Origin of the sequence: Mycolicibacterium novocastrense (genome assembly GCF_001570485.1) — a bacterium.
Taxonomy (GTDB): Bacteria; Actinomycetota; Actinomycetes; order Mycobacteriales; family Mycobacteriaceae; genus Mycobacterium; species Mycobacterium novocastrense.
Map to the genome: position 1 here is coordinate 24,867 of NZ_BCTA01000012.1, position 19,191 is coordinate 44,057.

Annotated in this window: 16 protein-coding genes and 1 pseudogene; all 17 read left to right on the forward strand. The window is 66.1% G+C overall.

The genetic code is table 11. The annotated features are described in order from the left end of the window. The first annotated feature begins 35 nt into the window (after positions 1-35). The 17 genes and pseudogenes from eccCa (at position 36) to RMCN_RS03875 (ending at position 18,971) form a co-directional block, all read left to right on the forward strand. Positions 36-4,262, forward strand: a complete 4,227-nt coding sequence (gene eccCa / locus RMCN_RS03800) for a type VII secretion protein EccCa (protein ID WP_067387416.1) — start codon at positions 36-38, stop codon at positions 4,260-4,262. 130 nt (positions 4,263-4,392) lie between these two features. Next, entirely contained in the window at positions 4,393-4,761 is a 369-nt protein-coding gene (locus tag RMCN_RS03805) for a histone-like nucleoid-structuring protein Lsr2 (protein ID WP_067387418.1), read from the forward strand. A 126-nt stretch (positions 4,762-4,887) separates the two neighbouring features. Further along, a complete protein-coding gene (locus RMCN_RS03810) occupies positions 4,888-5,190 on the forward strand; it encodes a PE domain-containing protein (protein ID WP_067387420.1) in 303 nt (100 codons plus the stop codon). A 5-nt stretch (positions 5,191-5,195) separates the two neighbouring features. Next, the gene (locus RMCN_RS03815) at positions 5,196-6,407 is read left to right on the forward strand and encodes a PPE family protein (protein ID WP_067387422.1); all 1,212 of its coding nucleotides are present in this window, start codon (positions 5,196-5,198) and stop codon (positions 6,405-6,407) included. Between the two features lie 133 nt (positions 6,408-6,540). After that, positions 6,541-6,861 carry a WXG100 family type VII secretion target gene (locus tag RMCN_RS03820; RefSeq protein WP_084377116.1) on the forward strand — a complete coding sequence of 107 codons (321 nt, stop codon included), beginning with the start codon at positions 6,541-6,543 and terminating at the stop codon, positions 6,859-6,861. A gap of 36 nt (positions 6,862-6,897) precedes the next feature. Continuing rightward, positions 6,898-7,182, forward strand: a complete 285-nt coding sequence (locus tag RMCN_RS03825; RefSeq protein WP_067387426.1) for a WXG100 family type VII secretion target — start codon at positions 6,898-6,900, stop codon at positions 7,180-7,182. Positions 7,183-7,312: 130 nt separating this feature from the next. Beyond that, entirely contained in the window at positions 7,313-8,152 is an 840-nt protein-coding gene (locus tag RMCN_RS03830) for an ESX secretion-associated protein EspG (protein WP_067387427.1), read from the forward strand. Positions 8,153-8,196: 44 nt separating this feature from the next. Continuing rightward, positions 8,197-8,709, forward strand: a complete 513-nt coding sequence (locus tag RMCN_RS03835; protein ID WP_067387428.1) for a hypothetical protein — start codon at positions 8,197-8,199, stop codon at positions 8,707-8,709. Between the two features lie 214 nt (positions 8,710-8,923). Beyond that, on the forward strand, positions 8,924-9,949 hold the full coding sequence (locus RMCN_RS03840; RefSeq protein WP_110765745.1) for a CpaE/TadZ family protein: 1,026 nt from the start codon (positions 8,924-8,926) through the stop codon (positions 9,947-9,949). Beyond that, a complete protein-coding gene (gene eccD, locus RMCN_RS03845) occupies positions 9,946-11,556 on the forward strand; it encodes a type VII secretion integral membrane protein EccD (protein WP_110765746.1) in 1,611 nt (536 codons plus the stop codon). The genes RMCN_RS03840 and eccD overlap by 4 nt, the downstream gene beginning before the upstream one ends. Next, positions 11,541-13,226, forward strand: a complete 1,686-nt coding sequence (gene mycP / locus RMCN_RS03850; protein WP_067387430.1) for a type VII secretion-associated serine protease mycosin — start codon at positions 11,541-11,543, stop codon at positions 13,224-13,226. The genes eccD and mycP overlap by 16 nt, the downstream gene beginning before the upstream one ends. 11 nt (positions 13,227-13,237) lie before the next feature. Next, positions 13,238-14,825: pseudogene (gene eccE, locus RMCN_RS03855) on the forward strand (type VII secretion protein EccE). Between the two features lie 19 nt (positions 14,826-14,844). Next, positions 14,845-15,102 carry a hypothetical protein gene (locus RMCN_RS03860; protein ID WP_067387432.1) on the forward strand — a complete coding sequence of 86 codons (258 nt, stop codon included), beginning with the start codon at positions 14,845-14,847 and terminating at the stop codon, positions 15,100-15,102. Between the two features lie 9 nt (positions 15,103-15,111). Then, the gene (locus RMCN_RS03865; protein WP_067387433.1) at positions 15,112-15,846 is read left to right on the forward strand and encodes a hypothetical protein; all 735 of its coding nucleotides are present in this window, start codon (positions 15,112-15,114) and stop codon (positions 15,844-15,846) included. 30 nt (positions 15,847-15,876) lie between these two features. Then, a complete protein-coding gene (gene eccA / locus RMCN_RS03870) occupies positions 15,877-17,715 on the forward strand; it encodes a type VII secretion AAA-ATPase EccA (protein ID WP_067387434.1) in 1,839 nt (612 codons plus the stop codon). A 181-nt stretch (positions 17,716-17,896) separates the two neighbouring features. Then, complete coding sequence (locus RMCN_RS30775; RefSeq protein WP_131808502.1) at positions 17,897-18,109, forward strand: hypothetical protein; 213 nt, start codon at positions 17,897-17,899, stop codon at positions 18,107-18,109. 97 nt (positions 18,110-18,206) lie between these two features. After that, positions 18,207-18,971 (forward strand): ESX-1 system-associated protein, encoded by a 765-nt coding sequence (locus RMCN_RS03875; protein WP_067387435.1) that lies wholly within the window; start codon positions 18,207-18,209, stop codon positions 18,969-18,971. The last annotated feature ends 220 nt before the right edge of the window (positions 18,972-19,191 follow it).

The window sequence follows — 19,191 nt, forward strand, 5'->3', positions numbered from 1 at the left end:
CTGCGGTGCCAGCCGAGAATAGGGGGCAGTAAACAATGTCCAAGCGAGCGTTTGTGCCTGTGCGGACGGAGGTTCCCGACCCCAAGCCGGTGCGGGTGGCGCCCAAGGCTCCGCACGCGCTACCCGATCGGGAGCCGCGCAACATGTGGGTCATCATCGGTATCCCGGCGCTGATCGTGGGCCTGCTCGGCACGATTGTCATGCTCTACGTATCGGGCAATCGCAGTCTGCAGAACGGGTTCTTCCCGCTGCTTGGCATCGGTGCGTTCATGATGCTGATGTTTTCGGGCCGGTTCGGTCGCGCCCGCAAGATCAGCTGGGGTGAGCAGGAAAAGAATCGGCGGACCTATCTGCGTGAACTCGACGGGGACCGCGAGCAGATCCAGAAGGCGGTGGGTGCCCAGCGTGCTTCCCAGGAAAGGGTGCACTCCAATCCCTTGGGGTTGGGGGCCATTGTGGGTGGGCCGCGGATGTGGGAGCGCCGGCGCAGCGATCCCGATTTCCTGGATGTGCGCCTGGGTGTCGGTGTGCAGAACGCACCGGATTCAGTGCTGTCGGTGACCTGGCCCGACATTCCGATCGAGGAGGAGCTGGAGCCGGTCACCGGTCAAGCGCTGCGTGATTTCATCTTGGAGCAACGCAAGATTCGCGATATCGCCAAGGTGCTCAACCTGCGGTCGCAGCCGGGGTTCAGTTTCGTCGGTGAGGACCTTGACCGGGTGAGGTCGCTGATGCGTTCGGTGCTGTGCTCGTTGGCGGTGTTTCACAGTCCGTCCGATGTCAAGCTGATGGTGGTGACCCGCAACCCGGACGTGTGGTCGTGGATGGTGTGGCTGCCGCATAACCAGCACGATGAGCTGTTCGATGCGTGCGGGTGGCGGCGGCTGGTGTTTCAGACTCCCGGCGAGCTGGAGCAGACCCTGGCTGGCGAGCTGCATATGAAAGGCAAGCGGGGGGCGTGGAAGCCGCCCACGGCGGCCAGCCCGACCGCGATGGCCTCACCGCTGGAGTCCCCCAACGGAGACAGCCCTGCGGATCTGGGGCCGCACTGGGTGATCGTCGACGACAACACCGGCAGCCCTGAGGCCTGGGAAAGTGTGGTCGGTCAGGTTGGCAAGGAACGCATCACCGTGCTGCGGGTCGCCTCGCGGGTGGGCACCGGCGTCGGGTTCGGCAAGGATCAGGTTTTCGAGCTCGGTGAACGCGTCAGTGGTGCGGCTGAGAGCAACGGCAGCGGCACGGCCAACGGCAAATCCTCCGGCGGCAAGCACAGTAAGCGCAACGGCGATGCGCGGCCGGCGCCGGCGCCGCTGCTGCGCACAGGCGGCAAGTTCTTCGCCCACGCCGATCAGCTGTCCACCCCGCGCGCCTACCGATACGCGCGGGCGATGGCGCGCTGGTCGTCGAGCAGCGCCACCGAGGTGACCGATTCCAGCAGCGGTGCCGCCGAACTGCAGCGCGCGCTGGGAATCGCCGATCCGCGCGAACTGGACGTGGACCGGTTATGGGCCGAACGGCGCGGACGGGGCGATGCGCGGTGGTCGGAAATCCCGGTCGGAGCCAAACCCAACGGTGAGCTGCAGAACATCATCTTCCGGGCAAAAGACTTCGGCGGGTTCGGCTTCCACTCGGTGGTGATCGGCACCAGCGGCTCGGGCAAATCCGAGTTCTTTCTGTCGCTGGCCTACGGGGTAGCGCTGACCCATTCCCCGGAGACGTTCAACATCATATTCGTCGACATGAAGTTCGACTCAGCGGCCCAAGACATTCACGGTATCCCGCACTCGGTCGCGGCGCTGTCGAACATGGGTAAAGACGATCGGCATTTGGCTGAGCGGATGCGCAAAACGATCCAAGGCGAGATCAAGCGGCGCTACGAGCTGTTCAACACGGTGGGTGCGCGCGACGCCAACGACTATGAGGAAATCCGGTTAGCGGGACGGGATTTGGAGCCGGTGCCGGTCCTGCTGGTGATCATTGACGAGTATCTGGAATTGTTCACCGCGCAGCCGAAGTGGATTGACCTCATTATTCACATCGCTCAGGTCGGGCGCGGCGCGAACGTGTTCTTCATGTTGGGCGGTCAGCGGCTGGACTTGTCGTCGCTGATGAAGGTCAAGCACAGCATCGCATTTCGCATCGCGCTGCGCGCGGAGTCCGGCGATGAGAGCCGAGAGGTGATCGGCTCTGATGCTGCGTTCCACCTGCCGTCGAAAGAGAACGGATTCGGTCTGCTCAAGGTTGGGCCGCGGGATCTGGAGCCGTTCAGGTGCTTCTATCTGTCGGCGCCGTTCGTGGTGCCCAAGCAGAAGAAACTGGCCAAGACCATCGATATGACGTTGACCAAGCCGCGGTTGTACAACTGGGAATACCAGCCGCTCGATGAACAGGACGCCGCCGCGCTTGCTGAGGCCGCGGCCGTCGACGACGAACCCGATGAGTTCGTGATCCGCGATGACGGCTTCAAGAAGATGAAGATCGTCGACGTGTACCGAGAGTCGCTGATGGCGGTTCCGCACAAGGCGCCACGAAAGATCTGGCTGCCGCCGCTGGAGAAATCTGAGCCCGTCGACGAGCTGGTGCGCCAGTATCGCGGCAAGGACTGGCACGTCGACTACGGCCGCAACGCTGGGCTGGTGTTTCCGCTGGGCATCATGGACATCCCCGAAGAGGCCAAGCAGCAAGTGTTTTCCATCGACGTGCTGCGCGACAACATCATGGTGGTCGGCGCGAAATCCAAGGGCAAGACAACCACGCTGATGACGATGATGTGCTCGGCGGCGTTGATGTACACCCCTGCGCGGGTGACGTTCTTCTGCATCGGCGGCGCCTCACTCAACCAGGTCTCGTCGCTGCCGCACGTCGCCGACATCATCTCGCCCAACGACAACGAGGGCGTGGTGCGCACCGTGGCGAGCATGGAGCGAATCGTCAACGCTCGCGAGGACGCGTTTCGACGGACCTCCAGTGATATCAACGAGTTTCGCGAACAACGGTTCGGGCCAGGCAGCGACGGGCTGGGTAACACCGACCCCAGCGACCGCTTCGGTGACGTGTTCTTGGTGATCGACGACTTCGCCGATCTGTACTCCCGCGACACCGTGCTCGGCGACCGCATCGTCGCGCTCAGCGGTATCGGACCGCAATACGGTGTACATGTCGTGGCCACCGGCGGCGGCTGGACGTACGGGCAACGGGGAACGCTGGTGCAAAACTCCAACGTCAAGATCCAGCTGCGGCTGGCCGAGCCCGGCGAAAACCAGATGAACAACGCCTCGATGGAGGGGCGCGAAGCTGCCCGCAAGACGTTGGACCTGCCGGGGTTTGCGCTGACCAACTCTTTACACGAGCTGCTGATCGGGGTGCCCGAGATCGTCGGTCGCGACGGGCAGCGGATCGCGACCCGCGACATCGGCAAGGTGGTGGCCGAGGTCTCTGGTACGCCAAAGCACGCGACTTTGATGCGGCTGCCCAAAGAGGTGGCGCTGGCCCAGATTCTGGAGTTCGACCGCCAGCAGCGCCCGCAGCGCGAGTTGTCGATCGCGTTCGCGATCGGCGAGCAGCATGAGCTGCGCCCGGTGCCGATATCGCTGCGGGACCACCCGGGAATGATGATCATGGGCCGGCAAGGCTGCGGAAAGAGCTCGACGCTGATGGCCATCGGCGAGGCGGTGATGGACCGATTCAGCCCAGACGAGGCCAGGCTGACGATCATCGACCCCAAGGTCGGTCCCCTGCAGAACCTGATCGCGCCCGAGTACGTGCATGCCTACGCCTATGAGCAGGACGAGATCGACGAGGTGATCACCCACCTGGCCCGCGAGATTCTGCTGCCGCGCCGGCCACCGACGGGGTTGAGCCAGGAGGAGTTGCGCGCGCTCAAACCGTGGGAGGGACCGAGGCACTTCGTGCTGATCGACGATGTGCAGGATTTGCGGCCGGCGCAAAGCTACCCCGGCCCGCCAAAGGATCCGGTCGGATCGGCGCTGTGGAAGCTGATGGAAAGCCCTCGCGCTATTGGGCTGCACGTGTTTACCACCCGCAGTGGTAACTGGGCGACGATGGAAATGGATCCGTGGGTGCGCTATCAGCGGGCGGCTAAGGTCGCGATGCTGTATATGGACAACGATCCACAACAAAGGATCAGCCAGACAATTCGTGCGCAGGCGCTACCGGCGGGCCGCGGGTTGTTGATGACCGATGACACCAGCGCCGAAGGCGTATTGGTCGGGATCCCATCGTCAATGAGCGCTAATAGCTAGACGTGTTAGATAAGTGCCCGGTTTTTGCGTTAGCACAAAGTTGTTCCGCCATGTAGTGCTACAGTTTTCGGGAACAGCAGTATGGGGTTTTCGAGGGGATTCGAGAGAGTGAGGAAGGGGATTAGTCCAAATGGCTAGAAAGACCGAGAGCTATTTGGTCGACGACTTCGACGGATCGAAACCCGCGAATACGATCCCATTCAGCTATAGGGGTGCCGAGTACGAGATCGACTTGTCTGAAACCAATGCGCGCGAGTTCGACAAGGATATGGCGCGATACATCGACGCTGGCCGGCGGGTGCGAAACGGGCGCGGGATGCGGCGCTCGGAGGAGCGTCACCAGAAACTGCAGGCCGCGCGGGCGTGGCTGCGCGAACAGGGATATGACATCGGTAAGCAGGGGCGGATACCGAAGGCGTGGCTGGAGGAGTTCGAGAAGTTCGAGAAGGCGCAGGGTCAGCGGGACGACACTGCGCAGACCACCGGAACCGATGGTTAACGTTGCGCGAATTTGTGCAGGTCAGCGTTTGCTGGGTGTTTTTAGTGCACACGGGGTCGGCGAGCACACACTAGACTGATCGATCATCGCAGGACACACCGTCAATGACGTGTTCGGGAGGAAAATATGTGGTCTGTGGAACCCGCAGCGGTTTTGGCTTCCGCCGGTGCTGAGGCTGCCATAAGCGCTGAAACGGCGGCGGCAGCAGCGGCGGCGGCGCCAGCATTGACCGCCACCACCCCGATGGGTGGGGATCCGGATTCCATCGCGTTCTCCGCGGCGCTCAACGCCTGCGGCGTTGGATATCTGGGTGTGGTCGCTGAGCATGTCGGCCAGCGCAGCGCATTCGCCGGTGCGCAGACGATGGCGGCGGGGGTGTCCGAGGCCACTGAGGTGCTGCGCGCGGCCACCGTCGCTTTGGGTGGATAGCCCGAATGGGGGCGGCCGACCCGACCTGGCCTGCCCGACCGCCTGAGGCCAACGATCTGATCCTCAAGGCCGGTACCGGGGTGGGCACGATGGTGGCCAACGAGGCGGCGTGGACGGCGATGGGTGCCAGTCACCACGCATCGGCGACCGCGTCGACGATCAATACCGCGGTGACTTCGGCGTCGTGGCTGGGCGCCGGGTCAGCGGCCTCTGCTGCCAACGTGACGATGCAGAATACGGCGTTGCATGGCCTGGGCGGCTGGGTCGACGTCAAACCGGCGGTGGTGCAGGCCGCGGTGATGGCCTTTGAGACCGCCAACGCGATGATGCGCCCAGCGGCCGAATGTCAGGCCAACCGCGATGAGTGGGCCGCCGACAACGCTATCAATCCGGCGGTGTTCTTCACGCTCACACCGCGAATCGTGGCGCTGGACGTCGAGTACTTCGGCGTGATGTGGCCCAACAACGCCGCGGTCGGAACCACCTACGGGGCAACGCTTTCGATGCTCACCCAAAGCCTGCTTATTCCCGCGCCGCCCGCAACGATGGGCGCCTCACCGGCCGCGCCTGCCGCGGCGGCGAGCGCGGTCAGCCAGGCCGCCGCCGAGACCGCAGCCGGCGGCGGGATGCGCGCCGCGCATGAAAGCGCCTCAGCCGCTACCAGCGGAACCCGGCAGGGCGCGTCGGCGGCCCAGGAAATCGGTGGTCAGGTCGGCTCGCTGATGGGGCCGGTTCAGCAAGGCCTGTCCTCGGCGATGCAGGCGCCCTCGTCGTTAGCGCAGATGCCGCAGAGTTTCATGGGGCCAGCGCAGTCGGCGATGGGCATGTTCATGAATCCCAGCATGCTCGGCGCTCTGGGCGCTGGCGGCGCGGGCGCGCCGGCGACCGCGGCAGTGCCGGCGGCCAATGCGGCAGCGGGCGCCGGTTCGACGCTGGGCTCCGGCGGCGGTGCGGCCGGCGGCGCAGGCGGTGTGCCGGCGTCGACGTTCACCCGCCCGGTCAGTGCGTTCGAGGCCGGCGCCAGTGGGCGACCGGTCGGCATGCGGCCCAGCGGTGCCCTCGGCGTCGACGCGCTACGGGCTCCCACCACCACGACGCCGATGGGTGGCGGGATGGGCGGTATGCCGGTGGGGCATGCGGCGAACGCGCTGCGCGGCGGCGAGGGCGGTCGCGATCAACAGGCCGCAACGGTGCGGGTGGTCGACGATCGGGTGTGAGCAGCCAAAAAGGCTGCTCGGGCCGGTCGGGCACAAGTGAACAAGAGTGAATCGACACAACTGAATAGGGCTCATACACTTCGCTACATGCCCCGTCAGTCGTGGGGGAATGCCAACAGAAAAGGAGAATCCAGTGTCAATTGTCGTGACACCGGAATTGCTGCGCACCACCAGTGATGCCATTACGGCGCACATGGAAACCGCCCAGGCGATCGCCCGGGGCTATCTGGGCAACCAGGAAAACGTGATGAGTTCTGCGACCTGGTCCGGCCAAGCGGTCAACGCATCGCATGCGACGGCCACGCAACTCACCTCAGATCTGCAGAAGGTTCTCACCGGTGGGACGCGCCTGGCCGAAGGCCTCAAAGCCGCTGCGGCCCTGATGGAATCGCATGAGGCCGACTCCACGCACGCGTTCCAAGGGCTGTTCGGCGCGGGCGCCCAGACGGTATAGACCCAACTTCTCTTCTGAAAGGACGTTCCCAAAGCCATGGACAAAATTACTTATCACCCCGGTGCGGTGGCCGACTTCGCGACTGACACCGGCAACCGCGCCGGCCAGCTGCACGAGATCCACTCCGATGTCGCCAACAAGACCAACGCGTTGGCCGAGTTCTTCGCCGGCTCAGGCGCCGATGGATTCTTCGACGCCCAGCACCAGATGCTGTCGGGTCTGCAGGGCCTCATCGAGACCGTCGCGCAGCACGGCACGACCACATCGCACGTGCTGGGCAACGCGATCGGCACCGATCAGCACATCCGCGGCCTGTTCTGAGCCCCGCGGCGGGCAGAAGTCTTGCCCGCCAGCGGTTCACACAGTGTGGCGAGAAGGTGGGGCATGTGCGCAGTAGGGCGCGGGTGCCCCACCTTTCGCCGTCTAGGCAACGGGTGAAGGTGAAAGTAGCGTGCTGACAACAACAGTCGACGGCCTGTGGGTGCTGCAAGCAGTGACGGGCATCGAGCAGCTGTGCCCGGAGCTGAGGCTGCGCCCACTGATTCCGCGGCTGGAAACCGCGCACGAGGCGCTGAGACACCCGATGGCTGACGAGCTGCGCGCCATCACCCCGGTCCCGGCCATCGACGCCGCCGGCGAAGTGGACCCCATGATCCGCGAATGGCTCACCGTGATCATGCGCCGCGATCTGGCGCTACTTGTCACCATCACCATGCCCGGCCACGAACCGACCCAGGCCTCGATCTGCCGGTTTGCATCCTGGTGGGTCGTTCTGGAGCGCTACGGCGAGTTGGTGCGGCTCAGCCCGGCGGGCACATCGCGCGATGAGGCCTCGGCCAGCGATCTGCTGGTCGGCCAGATCGAGCGCCTACTGGGGGTCACCGAGGCCGCGCCGCTGCGACCGGTCACCCTCGACACCAAAGAACTGTTAGGCAGCGTGCATGACGCTGCGAGCCTTCGATCATTTCTGATGGACCAGCGCCTGGACGCCGATCAGATGCAGATCTTGTCCGCGGTCGCCGATTCAGGCCGCTCGTCGCAGGCCACCATCGTGGCAATGCAAGCCGGCGCCGGCCCGGAGAAGACCGCGCGACTGGCCATCGGCGATGCGGTGGTGGCGGTCGTCGATACCCCCGCCGGGCGGGTCTGCATCGAAGATCTCGACTCCGCAGGACGCCGCTACCGGGTCCTCTCGCCGGGCACACGCAGCGACATCGGCGGCGCGGTCAGCCGCCTCATTCGCCGGCTGCCCGCGGGGCAGGACTGGCACTCCTACCGCCGGGTGGTCTAGCTGTTGAAATGGGCCGTGTTGAAGAAGCAGGAGCGTTGGGAGGCGTGTTGACGGAGGCGTTTCTTGGCGCCGACTGGCGCCCTGGCGTGGCCCAGGCTGTCGGCCTGACGCACACGTGGGTGCCAGGCTGGTACGCAGGCGGGGTTGAGGCGATCGTTGCTGAGGTTCGCGGTGAGGCGTGGGATTGCCTCATGATCGAGAGCACATCCAACGGTCCGATCTCGCAAACCGCTCGTGACGAGGTTGTCGCCGCCGGTGCAACGGTTGTTGGCACCCGCGTGCGGGATGTAGACGCTGTCCTCGCCATGGTCGAGGACAGGCTGCGGCGCAGTCTGGGGCAGTCGTGGTCTGATTTCCCGCCGCTTCTGCTTCTCGTTGGCGACGGCGACCACATCCAGAAGGACGTTCTGCAAAGGGCTGCGTTCCTCGGACGGGCGGCGAACGTGCACCTGGGGATCGATGTGTTCGCCCGAGTGCGAACCTCCGGCCGGTTCGACCACTGCATCGGCGGCTGGTATCGCGGCTCGGATCAACGTTGCGTCAGTGTGGTGAGGTAGCGCATCAATCGGGCCGCGCGGAGCGTGCGCCAGGCACTTAATTCGTGTTCGCCAAAGGAACTCTTGAGAGCTGTCTGCGACCGGCGGCTTTATCCGGTGGAAATGCCGTACTGCGGGGTTACGTGGTATTAGCTGTTAACGCAGCTGAGGGGTTAGTGATGGTGATAAAGATTGGTGTAAACGAGGTTTCGCGCAGCGTGTTAGCATCGCGTTCGTGACGAGCCCTTGGAATGATCCGAATATGCCTGACGAAGGCCCGCCGGGGCGGGGGGATCCGTCGTACGGGCGCCACTACCGTGATTCGGTGGCGGACTCTATGCGCATTACCGACATGGCGCCACCCAGAAAGCCTCCACCGAAGTCCGGCTGGCGCAAATTCCTGTATAAATGCACTTTCCAATTGATAAATCCCGGCGAATCACCTCGGGAACGTCACTACCGCGAATTGAAGGGCCGTATTAGGCGGCATATTCGGCGGCAATACGTCATCACGTTTGTGTCGGGTAAAGGCGGTAACGGAACGACGACGGTGGCCGCCTGCGTCGGCGGGGTGTTCCGCGAAGTCCGGTCCGAAATGGTTGTGGCCATCGACGCGGTGCCCGGATTCGGCACGCTGGCCGACCGCATCGACGAGTCCCCGCCGGGCGATTACTCGGCCATTCTGCAAGACACCGACGTTCAGGGATACGCCGACATCCGCGAGCACCTGGGCCAAAACGGGATCGGGCTGGATGTGCTGGCCGGAAACCGCACCTCTGACCAGCCGCGGCCGCTGGTGCCGGCCATGTTCAGCGGTGTGCTGTCGCGGCTGCGGCGCACCCACAACGTGATCATCGTCGACACCGGTACCGACCTTGAGCATCCGGTGATGAAGGCGGTTCTGGACAGCACCGACACCCTGGTGTTCGTGGCTGGCATCACCCCCGATCGGTCACGGCCGGTGTCGCGGGCCATCGACTACCTCGGCTCGCAGGGCTATCACGAGCTGGTGTCGCGCTCCACCGTGATCATCAACCACAGCACCGATGCGACCAGTAGTGACGCGGTGGCCTACCTGACCGACCGGTTCAGCAAGATCGGCGCCGACGTTGAGGTGCTGCCGTTCGATCCGCAGCTAGCCAAAGGCGGCATCATCGATACCGTCAACGAGGTGAATAAGAAGACGCGGCTGCGCCTTTTTGAAATCACCGCCGGCCTCGCCGACAAATACGTGCCCGATACCGAGAGGTCTCGTCAGTGACATCGCCGACCGCCGCCACCGCCCCCACAAAGGTCGCTTTCCCAGCGCGCTGCCAGGTCACATTGGCCTACGACAAGCATTTGGTGTCCCAGGTGGTCCCGGCCGGAATTCCGGTGGAGGAATTCTTCGAGGGAATGGTGGAACTGCTCGACGAGGACCTGAAGCGGCGCGGGTCCGACGGGGTCTCGCTGCCGCCGGGCAGTTATGAGCTGCAGAAGGTCAACGGGGTGCGGCTGGACATCGCGCGCAGCCTCGACGAGTTGGGCGTGCAGGACGGCGACACCCTGGTGCTGGTTCCGGCTGCGGCCGGGGATTCGTTTGAGCCGCAATATGAGTCGCTGTCGAGCGCGCTGGCCGCTGTCGGCCGGCGGCTGGGCAAGCAGCCCGAAATCGTGTGCCCGAACCCGGCGTGCCGCCATCAGTTCGACGAGCAGACCGTGGCCAACCTGCTCAAGGTCAAGGTGGATCGGATGTTCACGCCGGTGACCGCGCTGACCGCCGCGCACACCGCGATCGCGATCCTGGCGATGGCTGTTGCCGTCGTCGTTGCGCTGACGTTGCGGGCGCGCACCTTCACCGATCATTGGGCGCCGGCGGCGCTGGCCGGCGGGGTCGGTGCGCTACTGGTGGTCGGCACCGCGGTGGTGTGGAGCATGTGGCCGGCGCGGCGCGATCTGATCAGCGGATTCGGTTGGCTGGCGGTCGCGGCGGTGGCGGTGGCGGCGGCGTGCGCGCCGCCTGGGGCGCTGGCAGCCGCTCATGCGCTGATCGGCGTGGTGATCGTAGCGTTGGGTGCGATCGCTATCAGTGTGATCACCCGGTCGCAGACCGCGGTGGCTGCGGGGCTGGTGACGGTGTGCTCGATCGCGGCGGGCGTGGCCGCGGCGCGGATGTGGTGGTCAGTTACGCCGCAAGTCATCGGTATCTGCCTGCTGTTCGCGTTGCTGCTGCTGGTGCGGCTGACCCCGACTGTGGCGTTGTGGGTGGCGCGGGTGCGGCCCCCGTATTTCGGGTCGATCACCGGGCGTGACCTGTTCGCCCGCCGCGAAGGGCTGCCGGTGGACACCGTGTCGCCGGTCAGTGAAGACGAGGACGAGGACGACGAACTGATCGACACCTCCGCGCGCGGTGAGGCGATCGCCGCGTCGGCGCGGCTGGTTAACGCCGTGCAGGTCGGGATGTGCGCGGCGGTCTCGGCGGTACTGCCGGTGGCGGTGTGGCTGGTACTCACTCCCGGCCAGCCCAGACAGTGGGCGGCGCTGATCCTGGCCGCGCTGGTGGCCGGCATCTTCATCACCCAGGGTCGCGGATTCGCCGCCCGCTGGCAGGCGATCGCGCTGGTGTGCGGATCGTGCACGGCTGTGTTCGCCGGCATCGTCAAGTACGCGCTGGATGCGCCCGGCGATTCGGCGGCCGGGCTGTTGTGGCCGGTGGCCGCGGCGGTGATTTTCGCCGGATTGGGTTTGGCCGCTGGGCTTTTGGTTCCTGTGACTCGGTTTATTCCCTTCATCCGCCTGGCGGTGGAGTGGCTGGAAGTGTTGGCGCTGGTGGCGGTTCTTCCCTTGGCCGCCTGGTTGGGGGGACTGTTCGCGTGGGTGCGCAACTGAATCGGGGGTGCTGGCGGGCCGCCGCCGTCGGGGCGGTGGTCAGTCTCGTGGCGCTGTCGGCCAATATTCCTGCAGCACATGCGATCAGGCCGCCGTCGGTGGACCCGGCGATGGTGCCCGCAGGTGGGACGCCGGGACCCGATGAGCCGATGCGGCGGTCGAACTCCTGCAGTACGCCGATCACCGTGCGTAATCCGGACGTGTCGCTGATGGCGCCAGGGTTTGATCTGCTGTCGATCAGCAAGGCCTGGGAATACTCGACGGGTAACGGGGTGCCGGTGGCGGTGATCGATACCGGCGTGCAGCCCAGCCCCCGGCTGCCGGTGGTGGCTGGCGGCGATTACATCATGGGCGGTGACGACGGGCTGGCCGGGCTGCAGGACTGCGACGCGCACGGCACGATCGTCGCCTCGATCATCGCCGGCTCCCCGCAGGGTCTGTTGCCGATGCCCAAGCCGTTGCCGGCGCGGCCGGCGTTCCCGGCCCCGGCCGGTCCGCCGCCGGTCACCTCAGCGCCGTTGCCGCCGGTCGATATCCCGCCGCCGCTGCCGCCGCCACCGCCGCCGGCCCCGGTGACCATCACGGCGACGGTGGAGACACCAGCGCCGCCGCCGCCCGAACCGCCGCCACCTGCGCCGCCGGTCGCGCCGGCGCAGGGGCCGCCGGACCCGCAGTCCGACGATGAGCCCGCGGTGCCGCCGCCACCGCCGGGTGCTCCCGACGGGGTGGTCGGGGTGGCCCCGCACGCGACCATCATCTCGATCCGGCAGTCCTCACGTGCCTACGAGCCGGTCAATCCCCCGCCGCGGGGCGCCAACTCTGAGGAGCACATCAAGGCCGGCACCCTGTCGACGGTTGCGCGCGGGGTCGTGCATGCGGCTGATATGGGCGCCAAGGTCATCAACATTTCGGTGACCTCGTGTCTGCCGGCGGCGGGCACGCTGGATCAGCGGGCGCTCGGGGCGGCGTTGTGGTATGCCGCGACGGTCAAAGACGCGGTGATCGTGGCCGCGGCCGGAAACGTCGGTGAGGGTGGCTGCGACAACAACCCGATGTTCAACCCGCTGAACCCCAACGATGTTCGCGACTGGGACCAGGTCAAAGTGGTGTCGAGTCCGTCGTGGTTCAACGACTATGTGCTCTCGGTGGGTGCGGTCGATGCCAGCGGCGCCCCGCTGGACAAGAGCATGTCCGGCCCCTGGGTGGCGGTGGCGGCACCCGGAACGCACATCATGGGCCTGTCGCCGCAGGGCGGCGGGCCGGTCAACGCCTACCCGCCGTCTAAGCCCGGGGACAAGAACACCCCGTTTTGGGGCACTAGCTTCTCGGCGGCCTACGTCAGTGGGCTGGCCGCGCTGGTACGGGCCAAATACCCCGAGCTGACCGCCCATCAGGTGATCAATCGGATTGTGCAGACCGCGCACAACCCGCCGACCGGGGTGGACAACAAGGTCGGCTACGGGCTGGTGGATCCCGTTGCGGCGCTGACGTTCAACATCCCGCCCGGTGAGCGGATCGCGCCCGGGTCGCAATCGCGGGTGCTCACGCCGGCGCCGCCGCCGCCGCCTCCGGATCACCGCGCCCGCAACATCGCCATCGGATTCCTCGGGGTGATCGGTGGCGGCGTGCTGATCGTGATGATCGCTGCGCGGATACGGAGGGCGCGATGAGCAGGCGGCGTCTGCAGCCCAACCTGACCGGGTTCAGCGCGGCCAGTAATCGGCGGCTGGTGTCGGTGAGCGTGGTGTATCTGGCCGGGTTCCTCGGCTGGGTGATCGGCGGCTACGTCGCCGCCGGCGGGACCACCGGCGGCATCGTCGGCGCCGCCGTGGCCGCCGGCGTGGCTATCGTCGTGGTGTTCGTTCCGTGGTGGGGTCAGCCGGTGTGGTCGTGGGCGCTGCTAGCGCTGCGGTCCCGGCGCAGCGTGATCAGCTGGAATGATCCGATTACGGTGGCCAACAACAGATCTGGCGGTGGGGTGCGAATTGAGCAGCAGTAGTGTTTCGGTGGCTGCGGTGCAGCTGCTCGGCAAAGCGCACTCGGCCACCACGGTCACCGGATCTCTGGTCGACACCGACAACTTCATCGACATCGCCACACTCATGCCGATGCTGCGCCAGCCACTGGGGCTCGAGTTGGACTCGCTCAGTGTGGTCAGTATCGGGTCACGCCGCGGTATCACCGGCGACTATCCGCGGGTCTACGACCAGTTCATCGGCACACCACCGTATGCCGGCCGGCGTGAGACGTGGCTGATTGCTCGGCTGCCGGTCATCACCAACACCGAAGCGCTGCGCTGGCGCACCACCGTCGGCGCGGCCACGGTGGCGCTGGCCCAGCGGATAGCCGCTGCCCTCCGGGTGGAAGGACTGCGGGCTCGGGTCGGCACCGCGACCGAACTGGTCGAGCTCGATCGGCGCCTCGGCGCCGAGGCGCTGGCCTCGCCGGCGGCCCAGAAGTGGAAGGCGCTGCGCACCGAAGCCGGCTGGGTGAGCGCCTACGCCTATCCGGCCAAGCACCTCAATTCCCAGGCACTGGCGCAGGCATGGAATCTGCCCGCCGACGAGGTGGTCCAGAATGTGACCATCTACCCCGACCGCACCTGCACGGCCACCGTCAGCGTGCGCACCCCGATGCCGTTGCCCACACCGCCGACGGTGATCCTGCGCCGCCTCAACGGCGAACAGGCAGCCGCCGCCGCGGCCAACATGTGCGGGCCACGTCCGCGGCTGCGCGGCCTGCAACCCAGTCCGATACCGCGGCGGCTACCCATCGAGATCGGGCCGTCGGGGGTGCTGATCGGCAAGCTGGCCAACGGGGATCGGCTGATGATGCCGCTGACCGACCCGGGCGAGCCCTCACGAGTGTTCGTCGCCGCCGAGGACGCGATCGCCAAGCGGATCGTGATCCGCACCGTGGGTGCCGGTGAGCGGGTCAGCGTGCACACCCGCGACAAAGCCCGCTGGGCCAGCGTGCGCATGCCCGAACTATCCCTTGTGGGTGAGCCGCGCCCGGCGCCACGCACCACCGTCAGCGTCATCGATGGACCGATCTCACCCACCCCTCGGCCGAGCACACTGATCACCATCGCCGAGGCCGGCACACGGCCCCCCGAAATCAACCCCGCCGACGTGACCATCGAACAAGTCAATCGGGCGATGCTGCGCGTCAGCGCGGCCGGCAAGTCGTGGATGGTCGAGATGGACCTGTTTCGGGCCGAAAACCGATACGTCAGCCGCGAGCCGATCACCATGTCGGTCGCAAACTAGCGAAAGGCGGGCACAGCACATGGGTGAACCAACTTCGCAACCGTCCGGTGCGCTCGTGAACCTCAACGCGGTCGTCGCGTACGCCTTGACTTTGCCGATCGCCGACTCCGACCGCGCGCAGCTGCAGTCGGTACAGACCGAGCTGTCACGGCTTGCCGATCAGGTGGCGACGATCCTAGGCAACTACGACCCTGAGGTGATTCGGCAGCGCCCAGACACCCGGTTCCTTGAGGAGCTGCGGCCACTGGGCACGCTATCGCGGCCGTCGCGTCGATAGCAGGTGGCTGTGAGTCCAGACCTGCCCGGCGCGATCGCCGCACGTGACCGCATGCTGGCCATCAGCGCCGACCCCGACCTGAGCCGCGAGGCAAAGCTGTTCGCGCTGTGCCTGCTGGCCTACCTGGTCGACCCCCAGCGCAACAACGGTGACCGGCAACGCAGTTGGACCCAGGCGGTCGGCGAAATGATGGACCCGCCGGACTCAAACGTCCGCCGCGTCTATCGGCCGTCGCAGGTGGTGCGCGCCGTCATCGCCGACGACATACCGCGCTATGAGATCCCGTACAGTCGTGGCCGCTGCCCGGTGCCCAAAACGCGGGGCAAGAACGCCGGCAAGCCCTGCGGGCGGTACCCGGCCCACCACTGGATTGATCGTGATCCGCAGACCGGCGAAGCCACTGAGGTCGGATACTGCCGCGATCACTACAACCCGCAAGCCGAGCAGCGCGCCCAGGACCGCGTGCAGCAATGGAAGGCAAACGGTGAGCCGGTGCCGGCGGCCAACAAGGGCGGTGTCTTGGCGCGGCACTTCAACACGGACTGGGCCAAGCTGTACGCGTGGGCCGACCCCGGCCGTCAGCCGCTGCCGGACGGCAAGGCGCCGACACCGCCACGGCCGAGACTGACGTTGATTCGCGGCCAGGCCGACGTCAACCATGCGGGGCCGGGCTTGGTTGATGATCACCGCGCGCCGGCTCTGCGCGCCGTCGGCGGCACAGGTGCACGTGGCTGGATGTCGTAGAAGGGAAAACGATGGGCAGGGGAGCACACCATGAGTGACTTACTCACCGCGCGTAGGCATTTCGACAAGGCCATGGTGATCATGGAGCAGCGCGGACGCGAGGCGGCGCTGGGTGAGTTCATGGCAGCCACAGAGGCGGATTCGTCGATGGCCGATGCCTGGCTGGGGCGCGTCGCTTGTGGTGATAGCGACCTGGAGGCACTCAAGCGGCTCTACGCCAATGGGGACTGGCTGCACCGCGAAACGTCGCGGCTGGGCAAGCATTTGGCCGCCGAGATCCCGCTGGGTCCCTACCTGTCGATCACCGTGACCGATGCCTCACAGGTTGGGTTGGCGCTGGCGTCGGCGTTGACGATGGCCGGCGACTATGAGGCCGCCAATGAACTGCTCGCCCGCAAGGAACTGCTCGACTCGTGGGTTAATCACCAGTGGCATCAGCTCGCGCGTGCCTTTCTGATGTTCGCCACACAGCGGTGGCCAGACGTGCTGACCACCGCCGCCGAGGAGTTGCCGGGCAAGGCGACCATCATGGCGGCAGTGACGGCCTCGATCTGCGCGCTGGCCGCGCACGCCGCCGCGCATCTCGGGCAGGGCCGTGTGGCGTTGGACTGGCTGGACCGGGTAGATATCGGCGGGCAGAGCCGGTCGTCGGACCGGTTCGGCGCCGAGGTGCTGACTGCCTCGATCGATTTGGCGGACTTTCCGGTTCTGGTGGCGGACCTGGCCTACATGCGGGGCATGGCGTACCGCCAGCTCGGGGAGGAGGACAAGGCCCAGATTTGGCTGTCAAAGGCCACCATCAACGGGGTGCTGACTGAGGACGCCAAAGCCGCGCTCAACGATCCCAACCTGAACCTGGTGGTCACCGACGAACGGACCATCGCCAGCCGCACGGACCGCTGGGACGTGAACAGCGCCAAGAGCCGCGACCAGCTCGACGACGACGCGGCCCAGGGCCAGCGCGCGGAGCTGCTGGCCGAGGGCCGCAAACTCCTGGCTAAGCAGGTCGGTCTCACCGCGGTCAAACAGGCCGTGCAGGCGCTAGAAGACCAGCTCGAAGTTCGCGCCATGCGGCTGGAGGCCGGGCTGCCCGTGGAGGGACAGACCAACCATATGCTGCTGGTCGGCCCGCCTGGCACCGGCAAGACCACCACCGCCGAGGCGCTGGGCATGATCTACGCCGGCATGGGCCTGGTGCGCAACCCCAAGATCCGCGAAGTGAAACGCTCGGACTTCTGCGGTGAGCACATCGGCACATCCGGCCCGAAAACCAACGCGCTGATCGAAAAGTCGTTGGGCGGCATCCTTTTCATGGACGAGTTCTACTCCCTCGTCGAGCGTCACCAGGACGGCAGACCCGACATGATCGGCATGGAGGCCGTCAACCAGCTGCTGGTGGCTCTGGAGAAACACCGCTTCGACTTCTGCTTCATCGGCGCCGGCTACGAGGATCAGGTCGACGAATTCCTCACCGTCAACCCAGGGTTGGCAGGTCGGTTCAACCGCAAGCTGCGGTTTGAGTCCTACTCGCCGGGTGAGATCGTCGAGATTGGTCATCGCTACGCCGCACCACGCGCCAGTGTGCTCGACGATGCTGCGCGGCAGACGTTCCTGGACGCGGCCACCACCATCCGGGCCTACACCACCCCAGACGGTCAGCACGGGATCGACGCCATGCACAACGGGCGGTTCGCCCGCAATGTCATCGAGCGAGCCGAGGAGTTCCGCGATCGGCGCCTGGCGGCCCAAAAGCGCTCCGGTACGCCGGTGTCGGTCGACGATCTGAAGATCCTCACCGCTGCCGACGTCGAGGCCGCCGTGCGCGCTGTCGTCTCCGACAATCGCAACATGGCCGCCATCGTCTGGTAGCCGGTCCTGGCCGCGATAGAGAGAGCGAGGAAACCATGCCCGGCGATGACGAACCGATCCGGCACAGGATCACGGGTGGGACATGGCCGCTAATGTCGCCACAGTTCTCGGCGTACTGGGCGGTCAAAAAGGCTCAACACTTCCGAGCGCAGGCACATGAGTATCGTCGTGCGGCGCAACGGTGCGCGCAGATCGCCAACTGGGCGCGGGCGCAGCAGAGGCAGTGATGGCGGGGCACAGATGTGAGTTCTGCGGTGAGGCAACCGATCACCGCGACGTCGATGGCTCACTGAGCCCGTGCCCGGAATCGATCGGTGCCACCATGGCCGTCGGTGCGCTGCTAGCCGATGACGACCGCAGCCTCGTCGACGCCAAAGCGTGGCGGGAAGAGTAAGACGATCGCGCCGCGGCCCGCGGCCGAAGCGCAGAAGCTGACAGGAGGGACGGCCCACGTGGGGACCGGACAGGCCGCAGGTCCTGGCGGACCGTGGATGAGCGCAGCTGAGGTGGAACGCGAATCCGGGCTGCACCGAGCACTGGTGACCCGGTTCGTGCCGCCGGTCGAAACCGCATCCGGGCCGCTGTACAACGCGCATCATCTCGCCGTGGCGCGATTCGTCAAGCAGCTCACCGAGATTCAGACACCGTCCGAGGCCATCGACGTCGCAGTGAGCGACGTCATCGATCGGCCCGCTACCGAGTTCGGGGGGACGCTCACACCGCGTTTTGCGGTCGAGACCAGCAGCGGAGTTCGGCGCCGCACCGCGATGATCGCCGGCGCGGCCGCCGCTGCCGCGCTCATCGTCGGTGGGCTCGTCGGGACTCTGGTTAGTGGTTCCCGCAGCGGCGACAGCCAGCCGCCGGAGGCGGCGCAGCCGGTGCAGTTCACACCGACAGTCCCGGCGGCGCCCGAGCCAGTGTGTGCTGAATGGTCATCGATGCTGGATTCCTACAACGACCGCCGCAGGGCCTGGGCTAAGGCGGCCGACCCGAGTGTGCCGGCCGACCGCTGGCCTGCCCACCGGCGCGCCCTCACCAATGAGGTGATCCCGGTACTAGAAGCCGAGGCCGCCGATATGCGTCGACTAGCCGAAAAGGCCGAGGACCCGTTTCTGGCCGGCCTCATGACCGCACAAGCCGTCTACGAAGATGAATTTGTCCAACGACTGCCGAACTACCAGCCAAGCGATCAACGCTACTGGGAGGCCGTCATCTCGTTCAGCGGCGGCATCCGCGCCATGTGCGCCCGACAATGATCACCACACACTGCACGCCTTGGGTCGTTCACGGCGCGGTGATGATGAACACGAGTGCCGACGACATCCGCTAAGCTGTGACACAGCGCCGCCCGCGACGGCCAGGCCCGCAACAGGCTGATCCGCCCACATCGGACAGCCCCTACCTGCCGGGCCGAAGACCCCCAGGGTTTCGCGGTAGACCCAGCAAAGAAACATCGCCTTGTACAGATGTGGGCTG